At 61.1% G+C, this 17,510-nt stretch carries 16 protein-coding genes and 1 pseudogene; 16 read left to right on the top strand and 1 reads right to left on the bottom strand.

All coding sequences use genetic code 11. From position 1 onward, the window contains the following. The first annotated feature begins 183 nt into the window (after nt 1-183). From EJ071_RS39075 to EJ071_RS34345, 5 genes and pseudogenes are all read left to right on the top strand, one after another. Nucleotides 184-522, top strand: coding sequence for a hypothetical protein (locus EJ071_RS39075; RefSeq protein WP_135897370.1), 339 nt, complete (start codon nt 184-186; stop codon nt 520-522). Nucleotides 523-661: 139 nt separating this feature from the next. After that, nucleotides 662-1,825, top strand: a complete 1,164-nt coding sequence (locus EJ071_RS34360) for a M20 aminoacylase family protein (RefSeq protein WP_126101832.1) — start codon at nt 662-664, stop codon at nt 1,823-1,825. Between the two features lie 336 nt (nt 1,826-2,161). Further along, on the top strand, nt 2,162-3,415 hold the full coding sequence (locus tag EJ071_RS34355; RefSeq protein WP_126101831.1) for a methylaspartate ammonia-lyase: 1,254 nt from the start codon (nt 2,162-2,164) through the stop codon (nt 3,413-3,415). A gap of 15 nt (nt 3,416-3,430) precedes the next feature. Continuing rightward, a pseudogene (locus tag EJ071_RS34350) lies at nt 3,431-4,564 on the top strand (CaiB/BaiF CoA-transferase family protein); the annotation flags it as partial. A gap of 1,036 nt (nt 4,565-5,600) precedes the next feature. Then, nucleotides 5,601-5,939: a hypothetical protein gene (locus tag EJ071_RS34345; protein ID WP_126101830.1), complete on the top strand. Its 339-nt coding sequence runs from the start codon at nt 5,601-5,603 to the stop codon at nt 5,937-5,939. 172 nt (nt 5,940-6,111) lie between these two features. Here EJ071_RS34345 and EJ071_RS40300 read toward each other — a convergent pair whose 3' ends face one another. Further along, on the bottom strand, nt 6,112-6,627 hold the full coding sequence (locus EJ071_RS40300; RefSeq protein ID WP_189521335.1) for a hypothetical protein: 516 nt from the start codon (nt 6,625-6,627) through the stop codon (nt 6,112-6,114). A gap of 2 nt (nt 6,628-6,629) precedes the next feature. Between EJ071_RS40300 and EJ071_RS34335 the strand changes: the two genes are divergently transcribed. From EJ071_RS34335 to EJ071_RS34290, 11 genes are all read left to right on the top strand, one after another. Beyond that, nucleotides 6,630-7,781 carry a porin gene (locus EJ071_RS34335; RefSeq protein ID WP_126101829.1) on the top strand — a complete coding sequence of 384 codons (1,152 nt, stop codon included), beginning with the start codon at nt 6,630-6,632 and terminating at the stop codon, nt 7,779-7,781. Between the two features lie 786 nt (nt 7,782-8,567). Next, nucleotides 8,568-9,530, top strand: coding sequence for a zincin-like metallopeptidase domain-containing protein (locus EJ071_RS34330; RefSeq protein ID WP_126101828.1), 963 nt, complete (start codon nt 8,568-8,570; stop codon nt 9,528-9,530). A gap of 213 nt (nt 9,531-9,743) precedes the next feature. Beyond that, nucleotides 9,744-10,163, top strand: coding sequence for a DUF2958 domain-containing protein (locus EJ071_RS34325; protein ID WP_126101827.1), 420 nt, complete (start codon nt 9,744-9,746; stop codon nt 10,161-10,163). A 79-nt stretch (nt 10,164-10,242) separates the two neighbouring features. Next, complete coding sequence (locus EJ071_RS34320) at nt 10,243-11,553, top strand: ParB/RepB/Spo0J family partition protein (RefSeq protein WP_245460079.1); 1,311 nt, start codon at nt 10,243-10,245, stop codon at nt 11,551-11,553. Beyond that, complete coding sequence (locus tag EJ071_RS39790; protein WP_245460078.1) at nt 11,472-11,972, top strand: hypothetical protein; 501 nt, start codon at nt 11,472-11,474, stop codon at nt 11,970-11,972. Before EJ071_RS34320 ends, EJ071_RS39790 begins: the two co-directional genes overlap by 82 nt. A gap of 535 nt (nt 11,973-12,507) precedes the next feature. Beyond that, complete coding sequence (locus EJ071_RS34315; RefSeq protein ID WP_126101826.1) at nt 12,508-12,831, top strand: DUF736 domain-containing protein; 324 nt, start codon at nt 12,508-12,510, stop codon at nt 12,829-12,831. 151 nt (nt 12,832-12,982) lie between these two features. Next, nucleotides 12,983-13,243, top strand: a complete 261-nt coding sequence (locus EJ071_RS34310; RefSeq protein ID WP_126101825.1) for a helix-turn-helix domain-containing protein — start codon at nt 12,983-12,985, stop codon at nt 13,241-13,243. Next, nucleotides 13,240-13,788: a S26 family signal peptidase gene (locus EJ071_RS34305; protein WP_126101824.1), complete on the top strand. Its 549-nt coding sequence runs from the start codon at nt 13,240-13,242 to the stop codon at nt 13,786-13,788. The genes EJ071_RS34310 and EJ071_RS34305 overlap by 4 nt, the downstream gene beginning before the upstream one ends. Beyond that, nucleotides 13,776-14,459, top strand: a complete 684-nt coding sequence (locus EJ071_RS34300) for a lytic transglycosylase domain-containing protein (protein WP_126101823.1) — start codon at nt 13,776-13,778, stop codon at nt 14,457-14,459. The genes EJ071_RS34305 and EJ071_RS34300 overlap by 13 nt, the downstream gene beginning before the upstream one ends. Before the next feature lie 180 nt (nt 14,460-14,639). After that, nucleotides 14,640-16,610 (top strand): relaxase/mobilization nuclease RlxS, encoded by a 1,971-nt coding sequence (rlxS, locus tag EJ071_RS34295; protein WP_126101822.1) that lies wholly within the window; start codon nt 14,640-14,642, stop codon nt 16,608-16,610. A 73-nt stretch (nt 16,611-16,683) separates the two neighbouring features. Further along, nucleotides 16,684-17,415 (top strand): AbiV family abortive infection protein, encoded by a 732-nt coding sequence (locus EJ071_RS34290; protein WP_126101821.1) that lies wholly within the window; start codon nt 16,684-16,686, stop codon nt 17,413-17,415. Nucleotides 17,416-17,510: the final 95 nt, after the last annotated feature.

Below are 17,510 nucleotides of genomic sequence, written 5' to 3'. Positions count from 1 at the left end.
CCGTCGCCAGCGCGGTGGCAACTCCTTCATTCGCGAATATGAATTCCTTGGCGAGGATGGCATTTTGTCGCTGCGGTCCGACAAGCTCGCCTTCCCGCCGCATGGTCTCTTCGGTGGTGAGGTCGGTGCCGGCCCGGACAGCACGTTGTCGCGCAAGGACGGCGCGAGCGGATCCGCCTGCCGGTGCTCGTGACCGAGCCCTATGAACTGCTGAAGGGCGATATCTTCCGTCACGTTTCGCCGTCGGGCGGTGGCTATGGCGATCCGCTCGATCGATCGCTCGACGACATCCGCTACGATCTGCTCGAAGGCTACAGCATGCGCGCTCACCTTGAGGCGAAATACGGCGTGATCTTCACCGACGGCGAGGTCGATGCCGCCAAAACGTCTGCCGCGCGTGCCCGCTTGCGCAGCGAGCGGGCAATAGCCCAGGCAAAGAGCACCCAGGGCGTCTCGGCTCGTGGCGCCGCCCCTAGGCGATCGGCCCGAAATACCGGCAGACGTGCTCACCCCCCGACTTAAGGCACCCCAAAATCTGTTCCGTGAACAATCTCGCTCCTAGATGACTACGATATACAAACTGCGTTTGACGCACGTTGTTGGCCGATTGATGGTCCTCTGTAACGAATGTGCGGCGGCCAACCCAGCCAGGACTTGATAGATGCAGAAGTTTGAAAATTTGAGAGAATTGCAATCTGAGGTCGCCGGGTGGCGACGTCATCTGCATCAATACCCAGAGCTCGATTATCGATTGCATAACACGGCCAACTTCGTTGCAGAGAAGCTGGCTTCTTTCGGTATCAATCACATCGAAACCGGGATTGCTGAGACTGGGGTCGTCGCACTGATCCAAGGCGAAGGCGGAGAGGGTCCGACTGTCGGCCTGAGGGCAGATATGGACGCCTTACCGATTGCAGAAGCATCAAACAAGCCGTGGTCCTCCCGGGTGCCCGGCAAGATGCATGCCTGCGGCCATGATGGCCATACAGCTATGCTTCTTGGGGCAGCAAAGCATCTTGCTAAAACGCGGAACTTCAAAGGCACGGTCGCCTTGATCTTCCAGCCAGCTGAAGAAGATGGGCGAGGCGGTCAGAAGATGGTGCAGGAAGGGATTATGGACCGCTTTGGCATCTCACAGGTCTTTGGCATGCACAACTCGCCGGGTCTCGACGTCGGGAAATTCGCCATCGCTGATGGGCCAATATTGGCTGCGCTCGATGAGTTCGATATTACGATAAGGGGTAGAGGGGGGCATGCGGCAATCCCACATCTTACAATCGATCCGGTCGTTATTGGAGCGCAGATCATTCTCGGGCTGCAGACCTTGGTGTCTCGCTACACAGATCCCACGGAATCGCTCGTCATTTCCGTCACAAAACTGAGCGCCGCGCAGGCCTACAACATCATCCCCGATACGGTCGAGTTGTCGGGCACTGTTAGGACGCTGCTGCCGAGCATGCGAGACTTCGTCGAGCATCAGATTCTGGCGTCCGCTCGAGGCATCGCGCAGGGGTTCGGCGCAGATGTTGAGCTGAAATACCGGCGCCTCGAACCGATGACCATCAATCATACCGAGCAGACTAGTCTGGCAGTCGCGGCTGCTCGAAACCTCGTCGGCTCGGGTGCCGTGAATGACAAGGTCAAGCCTCTAATGGGCTCAGAAGATTTCGCCTATATGCTCGAAGCGCGGCCTGGCGCGATGATATGGCTCGGGAACGGATCGACAGCAGCCGTACACAACCCGGCTTACGACTTCAACGACGAAGCCCTCCCTTACGGGATTGGCTACTGGATAAGCCTCGTCGAGACGACATTGAAGGCATGAACCCCTGTAGCTGACCACTGCCCAGAATTGATCGGAGCGGTAGTCAAGATCCAGAGCCATCGACCAAACTCTCGACAAAGATAACGTGGACCCGGATGGGTGTCTGGCAAACGGCTCGGAATGAGACCTTGGATGCATGGAAAGAGATGTCTGACGCATCTCCAAATGCGCGCTCGCTACTCTCAGGCCAAAGCAGCGGGTGGACGTGTCCATCTGAAAACGCGATAGTGCCGTCCCGGACTCTATATTGGCGAACTCTGCCCCAAGTAGCGCATACTTAGCGTTCAGCTGGTGTGTGCGCCCATCAATGGCTCTAAATGAATCGAGCGAAGTGAAGTGCAGATCAAAGACGTCCTTCTTGCGCCTGGCAACGGCGCGTTCTTTTATGACGATCAAGCTGCCATTAGGTCCGGCGCGACCCAGGACGGCTTCATCTATGTCGGCACACCGACTACGCCTGGGTTTGATCGAATTCGCATTCCGGCATCGTCGCTCAGTGTCGGGCTGGTTCTTACCGACGAAACCGTCGTTTGGGGCGACATGATGAACGTCCAGTACTCCGGTGCAGGTGGACGCGGCCTTGTGTTCGACACCAATCAAATCTCGGATCTTACCTCACGCGCTGTCGTACCGCGGCTTCTTGATGTCGATGCCACTCAGTTTCGTGATTCCTGCACGAACGCTTTTCAGCTCGTCGAACATCGGCGTCTACCTCTGGCTATAGAGTATGGCGTCAGCCAAGCTCTTCTTCGCGCAGCCGCCCATCTCCACCGTAAGACGATGGCAGAGATCATATGTAGTGAGTTCGGGCTGCAGTTACCCACGTCCCGAGTCCCAATTTACTGCCAGAGCGGTGACTCGCGAGAAATCAACGTCGACAAAATGGTTTTGAAAGCCGTGGATGTGCTTCCCCACGGTCTGATCAACTCACGGCAGAAATTCGGCATCGACGGGCAAGCCTTCATGGAGTTCGTGAAGTGGGTTGCAACGCGTACGCGCCAAATCGGCCGCCCGGGGTATCATCCGGTGCTGCATTTCGATGTGTATGGCTGGATCGGCCAGGAAATCGGCCTGGAGCCGCAAAGCATCGCCGACTTTATCTGCAAGGTTGCAGATACGGTCCCGGATTTCACGCTCAACATCGAGTCCCCGGCGGATTTTGGTTCGACGCAAGCTCAAATTGAGAACTACGCCAAGATCGTATCGATCTTGGACAACCGGGGCTCCAACGCACGCCTTGTCGTGGATGAGAGATGCAATACGCTTGAAGATATTCGGCTCTTCGCAGAAGCGAAAGCCACGCATCTTGTCCAGATCAAGACGCCCGATGTCGGTTCAATTGCCGACACAGCGCGGGCCGTTCTCCTCTGCAAGAAAAACAAGGTCGGAGCGTATGTCGGAGGAAGCTGTACCGAGACAGATCTCTCCGCCCAAGCTTCTGTCCACGTATCCGTGGCAACCCAGGCCGACATGATGCTTGCAAAGCCCGGAATGGGTGTCGACGAGGCATTCTCAATTGTCGGGAACGAACAAAGCCGGTTGCTTGCGATGCTGGACCGTCGCCGGTCTCAAGCCATAAACGTTGGATGAAAAGCACGGTGTCGCATGCAAAACGCTCTTGAGGGGATCACTGTCGTAGCCGTGGAGCAGGCCGTGGCCGCGCCTTATGCATCGTCTCGCCTTGCCGATGCCGGCGCCCGGGTGATCAAAGTCGAAAGGCCCGAAGGGGACTTCGCGCGCAACTACGACAAACTGGTGCGGGAACAGAGCGCTTACTTCGTCTGGCTCAACCGGGGTAAGGAGTCGGTCTGTCTGGACCTGAGGTCGGAGGCGGACCGCGCCGTCCTGGACACGCTCGTTGCCAGTGCTGACGTTTTTATCCAGAATCTGAAGCCGGGCAGCATCGAAAAACTGGGTTTCGGGTCTGCGGATCTCCGTCGTCGTTTTTCGCGGCTGATCACCTGCGACATCTCTGGTTTCGGGGAGAAAGGCCCGTATGCCCATTTGAAGGCTTATGATCTCATCGTCCAGGCTGAAACAGGTCTGTGCGCGATCACCGGCACCCAACAGGGACCGGCGCGTGTAGGGGTCTCGGTTTGCGACATCTCGGCGGGCATGACGGCGCATAGTGCCATTCTTCAGGCACTCTATTACCGCGAGGTTACCGGCAAAGGGACCAGCATTCAGGTGTCACTGTTCGATGCCGTCGCCGACTGGATGAACGTGCCGGTTCTGCAACATGACTATAGCGGCTACCACACGGCACGCGCTGGCGTGAAACACCCGTCGCTTGCGCCGTATGGCGCCTATCGTTGTGCCGATGGCAAAGACGTCATCTTTTCGGTTCAGAATGACCGCGAATGGGTAAATTTCTGCGAGAAATTCCTGAAGCAGCCGGCGCTCACGCGCGCACCTGGTTTTGCCGATAATATGGAGCGCCTCGGTCACGGGGCGCAACTTGATGAGATCATTGAACTGCGTTTTTCCGAACTATCCTGCCACGAAGCAATGCAGGAGCTTGAGGCAGCCGGTTTGGCATATGGCCGACTGAACGAAGTGGCGGATCTTTCAAAGCATCCCCATCTTCGCAGGGTCGAGGTCGTCACACCCGAAGGAACTGTCGAGACGATAGCGCCTGCGGCGATCTTCAACTCGGAGCGCCCCTCGCTGCGCCCAGTGCCGGGTCTTGGCGCGCATACAGAGACTATCCGGGAAGAGGTTCTGGGGCGTTTGCGCGATACGGGCCACGTTTCTGGCAGCTCTGCGGTCTCGGCCATGCGGGAAAATACCAAGCGTTGCGCGGCCGAGGGGCTAGCGAAGGAAGTCGGGCGGCTCGGGGCCCAGCCCTTAACCATGAGATCATCACCTGGAGACCCAGAGGACCTTCTCCGGCCGCCGGTGTCATATATTTCCCTCCTCGCTGTACCACCATGAACCAACTTACGAGACGGCGCTGAGCGTCGTTCGCGCGGCGCGGGAGAGTGTTTCATTCAGGACGACCTTGCGAGCGGCGAAGCAGCGCGGTTTCCTAGGGACGGGCCATCTGCAAACGCGATGATATCGTCCAGAATTTTATATTGGCGAACTGAACACCACGTCGCGCATACTCGCAGCTAGCGGGACAAACGCCCGCCCGCAGAGATATGCTCCGGCGCCTGCAATAAGCGAAATGCCACATCTTACCTTCGATCTCGATGTGACTGGCGTGAGCATGGGTCCTGCTGGTGAATGAGGAAGCCTCGCTTGGTCCTTTGGTTGCAGACCCAGACCGCTGAAGCACCGGAAAAACCTGCTCTCGCTGCCGGGGAAGCCCGCATGAGTGGATCGAGCGATCTGGCATGATGAGAAGTCCTGAGGACCGGCTTTTACGTTTGGCATGAGAGAGGTGCCGCGCACTGACCAAGGTAATTCGGCAACAGTGAAGCATGTATGCGCTGTTAAATGCCATATACAAAGTTTATATGGAAAATAGTACCTATAAATGTGCAAACGTTCAATTTGTCCAAGTAAAATTCGAGACATAGTTGCATAAAAGCAACGTCTAATTTATATAGCTCTGAAAGATAAACTTTGCCCTTGCGCAAATGGGAGCCATGGGTAGCTTCGCGCTGCGAAGAATGCACTGCGATGTGCGTCCGTTTCGGTCGTCGGGGCAAAGATGGTCGTCAATCGACGTTCTTCCCCTTTTTGTTGAGAGGCACCAGGTTGAGGCCGCGAGACGGCTGCTAGTTCGCATGCGTGCGAAAACGCAATACATCGCAGTTCTCCAAACTTCATGTCTTCAACGCTCTTTCGGCGGCCTGTTGAGGGAATCCTATTGGGAAAGCCACCTATGTCCGGACCGAGTGATCTTGCGGATGAAAAACGCCAGAGCGAGCTTTCAAGCTTTGTCTTGAAGGAGGTGCAGCGCATTCTTGCCCAATGCGATGAGGCAAAGCAGGGCGACAAGGCTGCTGGCGCGCTTTCGGGTTCTCCTTCCGACAACTCGACCGCCGTGGTCGCCGAATTTCTTGGCAGACTCGAGGCCGAAGCAGCGCGACGGCTGGATGCTCAGGCGTGTGAGATCGCTTCGCGACCGCGGCCCGCCGATCATCCCTTGGGCATCCGCTTCTGAAAGATCATCCCAGAGAAGGCGCCCGCATTGCTGAGTGGGCCGGTCCAGTTGCGGGGTCGACGCATCTCGAGAGACGTTTTGGAATACCGCGGTCAACGCTACATTGGTGGCAGCGGCACAATGATGTGGTTGCCTTTCGCAGAGGCTCCCGCAAGCATGTATTTCCCCTGGCTCAGTTCATCGACGGCAGGCCTATGCCCGGAATCCGGGAGGTCCTTTCCTCGATCTCCGATCCCAGACTGGCTTGGCTGTGGCTGATCAGCCCGTCGCCTCTGCTCAAGGGTCGTGTTCCTGTCGAATTGCTCAGGGAAGGCATGAACACAGAAGCTGTTGCGTCGGCCGCCCAGGCTATTTCTCTGATTGGATCTATCTGACGATTCGTCGGCGTCGTTGGCTGTTCGCGCACGCTCGATGTGGCCGCAAGCAGTGAATGTGCCAATTGTGCGGTTTGTACAAATGTATAGTTGTTCAATTTGTGCAAGTAATAACGGCTATTTAGTGATAAAAATACAACTAATACTGGTACATATTGCAGTGGAACGGAATTTGAACTTGCGCTATTCCGCCCGGTGAATAGCGTTCGAACCGGGAAGGATGCATCGCGATGCGCATCTTTTTCGATCGTGGGGATAGGGAACGGTTCGTCTATCGACGTCCTCGCCCTTTTCAAATCATTCAAGGAGATCAAGTATGAACATCAAGAGCCTACTTCTCGGCTCCGCTGCGGCCCTGATCGCAGTTTCCGGTGCGCGCGCCGCCGACGCCGTCGTCGTCGCCGAGCCGGAACCGGCTGAATACGTCAAGATCTGCGACGTCTACGGCGCTGGCTACTTCTACATCCCCGGCACCGAAACCTGCCTGCGCATTGGCGGCTATGTCCGTTACGACATCAGCGCTGGCGATGTCGGCAGCTTCGATGGCGCACGTTCGACAGACGTTCTCAACGGCAAGGACCAGGGCACCTGGCACAAGAACGCCCGCTTCGCGCTGAAGACCTGGACCGGCCAGGAAACTGAGCTCGGCACGTTGAAGACCTACACCCAGACGAAATTCAACTTCGGCAACAGCGCCTACTACGCTGGCGAAGACGGCAATCAGGCCCACAACAAGGGCGTTACGATGGATTTTGCCTGGATCCAGCTTGGTGGGCTCCGGGTCGGTTTGGATGATTCGGCCTTTGACTCGTTCATCGGCTATGCCGGCAACGTTCTCAACGACACCATCGTTCCTTATGGTGATTTCTCCACGAACCTCATCCAGTACAACTTTGATGCCGGCAACGGCTTCTCGGCCGTGATCTCGCTCGAAGAAGGTTCGGTCGACGTCAATAATGTCTTCTACGTGGGCACGATCGACAGCTATGTTCCGCATGTCGTCGGCGGTGTGAAGTACACGCAGGGCTGGGGTGCCATCGCCGGCGTCGTCGCCTATGACAGCAACTACGAAGAATGGGCCGGCAAGGTTCGAGCTGACTTCAACGTGACCAGCGAGCTGTCGCTGTTCGCCATGTTCGGCTACGGCACCGACAAGAATTCGCTCGATTTCGCAAGCGGTCGCGACTTCTACAAGCAGTGGGGCGGTCACTGGGCCTGGTGGGCCGGCGGTACCTACAAGTTCAATCCCAAGACGTCGTTCAACCTGCAGGTTTCGGGTGACCAGGACAAGAACTATGGCGTGGCGGCTAACGTCGCTTACGACGTCGTCCCCGGTCTCACGGTCACCGCGGAAGTTGACTACGATCACTACGGTCACTTCAACGACGGCACGCCGTTCGGCAACTGGACCGCTGCCGACAAGAAGAACAGCATCGGCGGCCTCCTCCGCTTCCAGCGCTCGTTCTGAGGATTGAAGGGCCGTTCGCCGCGTTCGAAGCGGTAACTGCGAGCCTTCAATTTGTGGCTGAACCATTGTGGTGAGGCTTGAAGAAATTGTCGGGGAAGTGCTTGATCACGGACCTCCAATCCGAGCATTTCGTCGATGAGAAGGGGCGCCCTGTTCCCGGGCGCCCTTTTTTTGCGGGTCGTCATCAGACTCGCGTGAGCGAGACAGATCGGCAGCATCCGGCCGCAAGCCGGTAGCGCATCGCATTGATCACCTCACCCTCGAGCGGACGGCTCAACGCTCAGATCAGTTCCCATGCCTGGTCCGTCAGATTTGGACGAGTGGCACTGGTTTTCTCGGCGATCTTTGCCATCTGGCCGAGCTTGCGACCTCATAAACCACCGCGCCGAAGGGACATTTGCAACTAGCCGGCATAGGGGCGCCCGCGCGCCTTGTGGCGCGCGCCGGGTGCTCGTGAACCGAGCCCGCTTGTCTTCGGCAAGCTCAGGCGGTCTCGGCCCTGCGGCTTCGCCCCTGGCGAGAGGCAGCCTTTCGGCTGCTGACGGTCGCCGGCCTCTCGGCCGGCGTGGTTTTTTGTGCTGGCCTTCCCCGGTGGCGCGGGGTGGGCGGCACTCCCTTCTAGGCCCGCCGCGGCATCCCGCAACCCTTCGCTTGCCGCTCCGGGTCCTCCTCTTCGTTCCGGTCCTTCGGATGCGGTTCGCCTTTGACGTCGGGCCTTTCCGGTCGCTTTCGCCGCCCACCCCGCTTCCGGGGAGGGCGCGGAATTGAAGAGCGGAGGACCAGACGATGCGTGCAAACAGCAAGCGTTCCGGCAGCCGAAAGGCTGGCGCGGGCAGCGGCGGGCGCACGGGTGCCAGCCTTTATCAGGAAATCACCGACCGCATCATCGCCGAACTGGAGCGCGGCACCGTGCCATGGGTCAAGCCATGGGGCAGCGCAAAGGCCGGCCTCGGCCTGCCGAAGAACGCGGCCAGCGGGCGCGCCTATTCCGGCATCAATATCCTGATCCTTTGGGGCGCGGTCATCGAGCGCGGTTTCTGTAGCCAGAACTGGCTCACCTTCCGCCAGGCGCTTGCGCTTGGCGGCAATGTCAGGAAGGGCGAACACGGCACCACCATCGTCCATGCCGACCGCTTTGTTCCCAAGGACGAGAAGGAACGCGCCAAGGCCGATGGTGACGAGCCGCAGGCGGTGCCTTATCTGAAGCGCTTCACCGTCTTCAATGTCGCGCAGTGCGACAACCTGCCCGACCACCTCTATGCCGCCGCCCAACCGCTGCCAGAACGCGAGATGATCCCGCAGGCCGAGGCGCTGATTCATGCAACCGGCGCTGACTTTCGCATCGGCTGCGATCGCGCTTTCTACATGCCGGGCAGCGACTTCATTCAGGTGCCGCCGCAGCCCGCTTTCTTCCACCAGATCGACTATTACCGCAGCTGCTTCCACGAGCTTGGCCACTGGACCGGACACCCGACGCGGCTTGCGCGCGATCTTTCCGGTTCGTTCGGCTGCAAGGCCTATGCGCGCGAGGAACTGGTCGCCGAAATCGCCGCCGCCTTTGTCTGTACCACGCTCGGCATCGAGCCGACCGTGCGCCATGCCGACTACATCGGCTCATGGCTGACGGTGCTGCGCGAGGACAACCGCGCCATCTTCCGCGCCGCCAGCTACGCCTCGAAAGCCGCCGATTTCCTGCTCGGCGCTAACGCCGATGCCCAAGGCAGCGATCAGCAGGAGATCGCGGCATGAGTGCGCGCAATCCCCAAACGCTGCCGACCGAGACGACGCCGGAAGGCGACGAGACCCTCATTCCGGTGAGCGGCCCGTCAACACGCGCGACCGATTTTGCCTTCTCACGAACGCGCCGATGCGCCCGCGCGCGGAGCAGAAATCACCCGATCTCGGCCTCTTGGACGAGTGCATACGCAACCAAACCGACCTGTTCTGACAAGGAACTTTGCCATGATCCTGATCACCGACGACCTTTGCGCCCAACTGCTCGCCAATGGCGCGGCCGACAAGGAAAACGACCATGTTCCGGTGCTGAAACTGTTCGATCCGACCGGGCCGGCGACCTGGCTTCTGACCGAACTCGATATGGACGGCGACACACTGTTCGGGCTTTGCGACCTCGGATTCGGCTTTCCGGAACTCGGCAACGTCAGCCTTGCCGAACTTGAAAGCGTCAAGGGCCGGCTTGGGCTCGGCATCGAGCGCGACCTCTATTTTCAGGGGCGGTTTCCGCTCTCTGTCTATGCCGAAGCCGCGCGCCACGCCGGCCACATCACCGAGGAGGAGCGTCTGCTGCAACAGGCAGCAGACGGGCTTGCAAAACCCCATTCCGAGCTTCCGCCGGATACGGCGGAACAGACGCGCCGCTAGGTGCGAAAACCGTCCCGCCCGCGCCGGCCTCGTGGCCTTTGCGGCGGGGAAACCTCAACCAAACCGAAGGAGACAAATCATGCAGCTTGCCCATATCCCAATTGATCGGTTGAACATTTCCGCACTCAACATGCGCCACGGCAAACGCGCGCCGGATATCTCCGATATCCTGCCGTCCGTTCGCGCGCGCGGCGTCCTCGTGCCGCTTCTGGTGCGGCCCAACGGTTCGCCCGAAACCTTCGAGATCGTCGCCGGACGGCGACGCTATTTCGCCGCCAAATCGCTCGCCGACGAGCGCGGCGAAAGCGATGCCTTGCCCTGCGCCATCATGGAGGATGGCGACGACGCCGATGCGCTCGAAGCCTCGCTCATCGAAAACATCGCCCGCCTCGATCCCGACGAAGTCTCGCAATGGGAAACCTTCTCCCGTCTGATCCGCGAAGGCCGCGCCATTGCCGACATCGCAGCCACCTTCGGCCTCACCGAGCTTCAGGTGAAACGCGTTCTGGCGCTCGGCGAGCTTCTGCCCAAAATTCGCGAAGCCTACCGCCGCGAGGAAATTGACGCCGAGACGGCGCGCTATCTCACCATGGCGTCCAAAGCGCAGCAGAAGGACTGGCTGGCGCTTTATGCCGATCCCGAACAATACGCGCCGCGCGGCTTCCAGTTGAAGCAATGGCTGTTCGGCGGCCAGTCGATCTCCACCAAGGTGGCGCTGTTCGCCATAGAGGACTATCCCGGCCTCATCGTCTCCGACCTGTTCGGCGAGGACAGCTATTTTGCCGATGCCGACCTGTTCTGGCTAAAGCAGAACGAGGCGATTGCCGCCCGACGCGACGCCTATCTTGAGGCCGGATGGGCGCAAGTGAACGTGCTCGAACCCGGCCAGTATTTCCACTCATGGGACCACGAAAAGACGCCGAAGAAAAAGGGCGGCAAGGTCGTCATTACCGTCTCGCATCGCGGCGAGGTCGAGTGTCACGAGGGCTGGCTGTCGCGCAAGGAAGCGCGCCGCGCCCGCGCCAATGAAGGGGCGGCGAGCAGGAAGAACAGGTCGCAAAGCCGTCACGACCTGAACTCACCGGACCGATGCAGAACTATGTCGACCTGCACCGTCATGCCGCCGTGCGCACCGCGTTGCTCGACCATCCCGCCATTGCCCTGCGCCTCATGGTGGCGCATGCGATTGCCGGTTCAAGCCTGTGGCAGGTGCGCTGCGAGCCGCAGCGCGCCGCCAACGAGACGGTCGGCGCCAGCGTGGCGGCCTGCAAGGCCGAAGCCGCCTTTGCCGAAAAGCGGCGCGAGGTTTTGGCGCTGCTCGGGCAACCGGACGAGGACGGCGCGGTCGCAGGCGGCAATGGCGACGCCTTCGCCCTCGCCAGCGTCTTAGCAAAGCTGGTGGCGCTCTCCGACGACGATGTCTTGCGCGTTCTCGCCATCGTCATGGCCGAGACGCTCGAAGCCGGCAGCGCCGTCATCGAGGCGCTCGGCAATCATCTGAATGTCGACATGTCCGCTTGCTGGCAGGCCGACGACGCGTTTTTCGAGTTGTTGCGCGACAGGGAAATCGCCAATCTGATGCTCGCCGATATCGGCGGCAAGCCTGTCGCCGACGGCAATGTTTCGGAGAAGGTGAAGACGCAAAAGAAGATCATCCGCGACTTTCTCGCGGGCGAGAACGGCAGGGAAAAAGTCGACGCCTGGCTGCCGCGCTGGATGAAATTCCCTGCCCAAAGCTACACCAATCGCGGCGGCTTCCGCACCGCCGACCAGTGGGCCAAGGTACGGCACCTGTTCGTGTCGGAATAATCGACCAAGCCCCAGGCGGCGGCACTTCGAGAGCCGCCGCTTGGGGCACCTTCTCGGGCGGTACCGGCCGCACTTTTGGGACTTTTCGGTGCGCACCGTACGCGCAATCTCGACGTCAGTTCGATGCATCTCGCCAGCCCTGCGCCACGTGGGAATGCTCGCAGAGGCGCATCTCGGATAAGCACGTCCCCGCTGGCTGCGGTGTCTGAAGCCGTGCCAAGCTCGGTACCCGCCGCGCCGCCTGCTTGCCGTGTCAGCCGATCGCGCAACTGTCTCCCAAGCGTGTTTTAGGACCATTTCCCTGCGGCTGGCTTGTCGACCTATGGGCGATCCGGCCCGCCCGAAACCCTCGGCCGGCGGCTTTTTTCCCCGCCGCCTGCGGCGGCTCCTCGCGCCGCTTCGCTTCAAAAAAGCCGCCCGCTCGGGTCCTTCGCTGCCGCTGCGGCCCTATCGGGTTCAGGCGGGCCGGATGCGCCCATCACGGTCCGCCATCGCAGGGGAATGGTCCCCGGCGACAGCAAAACAGGAGACCAACATGACCGCGATCGGATACGTCACCAAGCAGGACAATGGCGGCTACAAGGGCCAGCTCAAGACGCTCAGCGTCCGCGCCGACATCGACATCGTGCCCAACCAGGCCAAGAGCGCCGACACCCATCCCGACTTCCGGGTGCTGACCCAAGGCGTCGAAGTCGGCGCCGGCTGGATCCGCATCGGCGAGGCTTCCGGCAAGGACTATGTGAGCCTCTCCATCGCCGCCCCGGAGTTCGGCCCGCGCAAGCTCTACGCCAATCTCGGCCGCGCCGCCGGCCAGGACGATGACGACACCTACGCCATTATCTGGAATCCCGTCGACTGAACGGCGGACACTGGAGCCTCGCGCCGCAGCCGGCGCGGGGCTCACCTCAAAAAAAGCGGCGAAAACTCGCCCCCGACTCTTCGCCCGTCCCCGACGCGATCCCGCTCGCCCATCCTCGCCGTCGCTTCTCCTTGAAGACACGAGGATCATCATGGACGACGAAAACGAACGCGCCGCCCGCGCCAAGAAGGGCAGCCCGTTTCTGAACACAGCGCAAGCCGCCTTCTATATCGGGCTCTCCCAACGCACGCTCGAAAAGATGCGGCTCAAGGGCGGCGGCCCGAAATTCCGCAAGCACGGCCGCTATGTCCGCTATCACATCGACGAGCTCGACGAATGGTCGAAAGGCCATCCCCAGGACGCTACTTCCGAGCACGGTTCCGCGCCGTCCGACGAGGGAGGCCAGTCGTGAACCGGAGCCCTTCCATCCGTCTGATCGGCAGCGCCTTGCGGCGCGTTCGCGCCCGCAAGACGATCGCCATTGCCGCGATTGGCCTCGGCCTTCTGGGCTTCACCACGCTCGCAAAACCCACGCCCTTGCTGGTCTGGAACGCCTCCGCCAGTGCGCCGGTCGGGCTTTATCGAGTCGCTGCCGGAGCCCCCGCGCGCGACGATCTCGTGCTCGTCCGCACGCCCGATTTCGTGGCCTATCTCGCCGACCAACGCGGCTATCTGCCCCGCAGTATACCGCTGGTTAAACGCCTTGCCGCGCTGCCCGGCGAGCATGTCTGCGCCTTCCACGACGCGATCATCATCGGCGGCGACATCGTCGCGCGCCGGCTCAAGGTCGACGCCAAGGGCCGAACTTTGCCCTGGTGGAATGGCTGCCGGGCGCTCGGCCATAACGAGGTGTTCCTGCTCGGCAGTGAGACAAATCACTCCTTCGATAGTCGCTATTTCGGGCCGGTGTCGGCCGAAAATGTCATCGGGAGGCTCGTGCCGCTATGGACCGAGTGACCCTCCTGCTGTTCGGCGTGCTCGCTATCGCGCCATGCGCCTGTTCCGCCTCGACCGGCGCCGAGCCGGTCGCCATCTCCCAAACTCCGCAGCTGCGAAACTGGCAGGAGTTCGTGGCGGAAGCGAGCCGGCGTTTTCGTCTTCCCAAGGCCTGGATCTACGCCGTCATGGATGCCGAAAGCGGCGGCAACACGATGCGCGATGGCCACCCCATCACCTCGAGCGCCGGCGCGGTCGGCCTCATGCAGGTGATGCCCGGCACCTATGCGGAGATGCGGGTCGAACACGGCCTTGGGCCTGATCCGCACGATCCGCGCGACAATATTCTCGCCGGAACAGCCTATCTGCGCGCCATGTATGACCGCTTCGGATTTCCAGGCCTGTTTGCCGCCTACAACGCAGGCCCCGCGCGCTACGACGACCATTTGCAGCATGGAAAACTCCTGCCAAGGGAGACCGTCGACTATCTCAAACAGCTCAAGGCGGCCGGAGTTTCAGGCGACGACATCGACAAGTCCAACGGCAAATCTGTCGCTCCAAAGGCGCAAAACGCTCCCTCCGGACGGTCGCTGTTCTTCCTCCAGGATGGTATTCGCGCCCGCGCGCGAAACGCGGATCTCTTCGTCCCGCTCGGCAAGGAAGGCGGGCTGCCGAAAGAGCCGGATCACTAGCGGTGGCGGGCGGGGCGCGTCCAGAGGGGGCGGGGCGCGTAAGGCAAGATAAAGGCACCGCCTCCACGAGCCGGCCAAGTCGTTGTCTGCACATCGTTTTTACTGGAGGCTCCCTCCTGCGTCAGGAGAGCAGGGACCCGCAAGTGGCTGATTCGACTCTGTTGCGGCCGGAGGCTGGGCATGAAGGATGACGAGTTCCGACCGAAGCTCGGCAAGATAGGCGCCCGCGGCTCCAAGGCCGGCAAACGCTATGCCGGCCAGCTCCGTGCGGCGATCAACAGGGCCGGCGGCCGGCCGCAGCACGGCGGACGCTTCACCGGAAGCCGGGCAGGGCGCGGCGGGGCCGCCGCGGCGCTGCTTAAATCGCGCGATCGTTATGCCGCCTTCCGGCAGCGGCGGGTCGTCGTCAAGGCGCGGATCGTCAAGCTCGCCGGCAAGGGCGCGGACGGGGCGCGTGCGCACCTGCGCTATCTGCAGCGCGACGGCGTCACCCGCGAGGGCGAACCTGGCGAGCTCTATGGCGCCGACAGCGACCGCGTCGACGGCAAGGCGTTCCTCGATCGCGCAAACGGCGACCGGCATCAGTTCCGCTTTATCGTGGCACCCGAGGACGGCATCGAGTACGAGGACCTCAAGCCGCTCACCCGGCGCCTTATGGCGCAGATGCAAGAAGACCTCGGCACGAAGCTCGACTGGGTGGCCGTCGACCATTTCAACACCGGCCATCCGCACAGCCATATCATCGTTCGCGGCAAGGACGACCGCGGCGACAATCTCGTCATCGCGCGTGAGTATATTTCGAGCGGCATCCGCGAGCGCGCCGCCGAGCTGGTCAGCCTCGATCTTGGTCCACGCACCGATCGCGAGATCGAGCAGCGCCTGCGCCAGGAAATCGAGCAGGAACGCTTTACCAGCATCGACCGTCGGCTGCTCAGCATTCGGGATGATGACGGCCTGGTCTCGCCGGCGAGCGGCGACGCCTTTCGGCAGACGCTGCACCAAGGCCGCCTGCGCAAGCTCGAGCGCATGGGGCTGGCCGAGGAAGTCGGCGCTGGCGCCTGGCGTCTCGGTGATGAGCTCGAAACGACGCTGCGCCGTATTGGCGAGCGCGGCGACATCATCAAGACCATGCACCGCGAGCTGAGCGGCAAGGGGCTCGCCCGCAGTGCCGCCGATTGGGCAATCCACGATCGATCCGGCGAGCCGATCCAACTTCTCGTCGGTCGCGTCGTCGCGCGCGGGCTGGCCGACGAAATCAATGACCGGCATTACCTGATCGTCGAGGGCGTCGACGGCAAGAGCCATTGGATCGACATCGGCAGAGGCGAGGCGATAGAACCGATGCCTGATGGCTGCATCGTGCGTGTCGCGCCGAGGAACACCGAGCCGAGGCGGGTTGACCGCACCGTCGCCGAAGTCGCCGGCGCGCATGGCGGTCGCTACAACGTCGATATCCATCTGAGGCATGATACATCCGCCACCGAGAGCTTTGCGCAAACGCATGTACGGCGGCTGGAGGCGATCCGCCGCGCGACCGGCGGCGTCGAGCGAGAGCCGAACGGCACCTGGCTCGTCTCGCCAGACCATCTCGATCGTGTCACGGAATACGAGCGCCAGCGGGCCAGGGCCGAGCCTGTCGTTGTCGACAAGCTCTCATCAATGCCGCTGGAGCGCCAAGTTACCTTCGACGGCGCCACCTGGCTCGACCGGGAGCTGGGTGCGGAGAGACCGGAGGCGTTGCGCGACTCTGGGTTCGGGCGTGAGGTTCGCGAGGCGCAAGCCCGCCGGCGGCAGTGGCTGATCGCGCAAGGCCTCGCGCATGAAGAGCAGGATCGGATCGTCTATCGCGCCAACATGCTTTCGATGTTACGGCAGCGCGAACTGAACCGTGTTGCCGGGCAGCTGTCGGAGGAGCTTGGACTGTCTTATGTCGAAGCCCGGTCTGGAGACGAGTGGAGGGTAGGCTCCGTCGCTCCGTCGAGCTTGCCAGCGGAAAATAATGCCGTCCTTGAAAAGTCGCGAGAGTTCACGCTGGTGCCATGGCGGCCGGTGCTCGAGCGGCACATCGGCAAGGAGGTTTCCGGGATCGTGAGCGGGGAGGGGATTTCATGGACCATCGGCCGGCAGAGGAGCGGGCCTACTGTATCGTGACATGGCTGCACGGAATCGTCGCCGGCGCGCCCGAAGTGACGGGCGCGGCGGACTGGAATAAGCTGGACAAGGGATGAGCGATAAAGAGCGGGACGGCATAGTGGAGAAAGCGGCGAAGTCGGATCGGGTATCGTTGAACATTCTCGTCCGAGGAGCCGAAAAGACATTCGACAACGCGGAACGCCTTTTTGTCGAGGCGGAGCTCTTGGCGAAAGCAGGCGCTGTGGCACGGGCGCTGTGTCTGCATCAGATATCGCTCGAGGAATGCTCGAAGGTCGACAGCCTCGGTGCCTGGGCAGTCAGCCTGGTTGTCGGTTTTGACGTCGATCAGAAGAAGGTCCTGTCCGCCTTCGCGCGTCATGCGTCGAAGAACAAGTCCAATGCGTATATGCTCAAGGCATCCGAGGCGGAGAGTGAGGCCAGATTGCGTGGTGACTGGGACGGCGCGATGGCGGCATTCAAGGACAGCCAGGAGGCGTTTCACGAGAGATCAAATCAAGCCAAGAACGCCTCACTTTACGTCGACTGGATCGACGGTGAGTTTGCCGCCCCGAGTGAACGCATCAGCAAGGAGATGCTGGCCGAGATCACTGAAAGGAACGCAGAGTTTCTCGGTAACAGCCACAATTCGCTGAAGATGCTGAGACGTTTGGAAGAATCGCCAGACAAGATGCGAGGCCTGCTTTCGGGGTTCGTTGAGCAGGTCGAAAAGCTCCGCGAGGAAAAGCAGGACAACCCAATGGAAGCGATGGAGGCATTGCTGTCGAGCTTCCTTGAAGCCGGCATGCGCGAACTGAAGGGCTAGGGCGTCGCTTAGTGAAAATCCCGGCTCCTCACCTATTTGCAACGTGGGGTCAACGAGGTCACGTGGTCTGAAGCCCCTGGGTAAGCTCCGCGGAT

Source organism: Mesorhizobium sp. M1B.F.Ca.ET.045.04.1.1 (genome assembly GCF_003952465.1).
Classification (GTDB): Bacteria; Pseudomonadota; Alphaproteobacteria; order Rhizobiales; family Rhizobiaceae; genus Mesorhizobium; species Mesorhizobium shonense.
Note: the sequence above shows the minus strand (reverse complement) of the source record. Positions and strands in the feature narration are given on the sequence as shown.

Bases quoted from the DNA above. Each gene is read 5' to 3' on its own strand.
- EJ071_RS34320 (WP_245460079.1), top strand. From the start codon at position 10,243: ATGCAGCTTGCCCATATCCCAATTGATCGGTTGAACATTTCCGCACTC.
- rlxS (WP_126101822.1), top strand. From the start codon at position 14,640: ATGAAGGATGACGAGTTCCGACCGAAGCTCGGCAAGATAGGCGCCCGC.
- EJ071_RS34300 (WP_126101823.1), top strand. From the start codon at position 13,776: ATGGACCGAGTGACCCTCCTGCTGTTCGGCGTGCTCGCTATCGCGCCA.
- EJ071_RS34330 (WP_126101828.1), top strand. From the start codon at position 8,568: ATGCGTGCAAACAGCAAGCGTTCCGGCAGCCGAAAGGCTGGCGCGGGC.
- EJ071_RS34335 (WP_126101829.1), top strand. From the start codon at position 6,630: ATGAACATCAAGAGCCTACTTCTCGGCTCCGCTGCGGCCCTGATCGCA.
- EJ071_RS34315 (WP_126101826.1), top strand. From the start codon at position 12,508: ATGACCGCGATCGGATACGTCACCAAGCAGGACAATGGCGGCTACAAG.
- EJ071_RS34345 (WP_126101830.1), top strand. From the start codon at position 5,601: ATGTCTTCAACGCTCTTTCGGCGGCCTGTTGAGGGAATCCTATTGGGA.
- EJ071_RS34310 (WP_126101825.1), top strand. From the start codon at position 12,983: ATGGACGACGAAAACGAACGCGCCGCCCGCGCCAAGAAGGGCAGCCCG.
- EJ071_RS34290 (WP_126101821.1), top strand. From the start codon at position 16,684: ATGAGCGATAAAGAGCGGGACGGCATAGTGGAGAAAGCGGCGAAGTCG.
- EJ071_RS34325 (WP_126101827.1), top strand. From the start codon at position 9,744: ATGATCCTGATCACCGACGACCTTTGCGCCCAACTGCTCGCCAATGGC.
- EJ071_RS34360 (WP_126101832.1), top strand. From the start codon at position 662: ATGCAGAAGTTTGAAAATTTGAGAGAATTGCAATCTGAGGTCGCCGGG.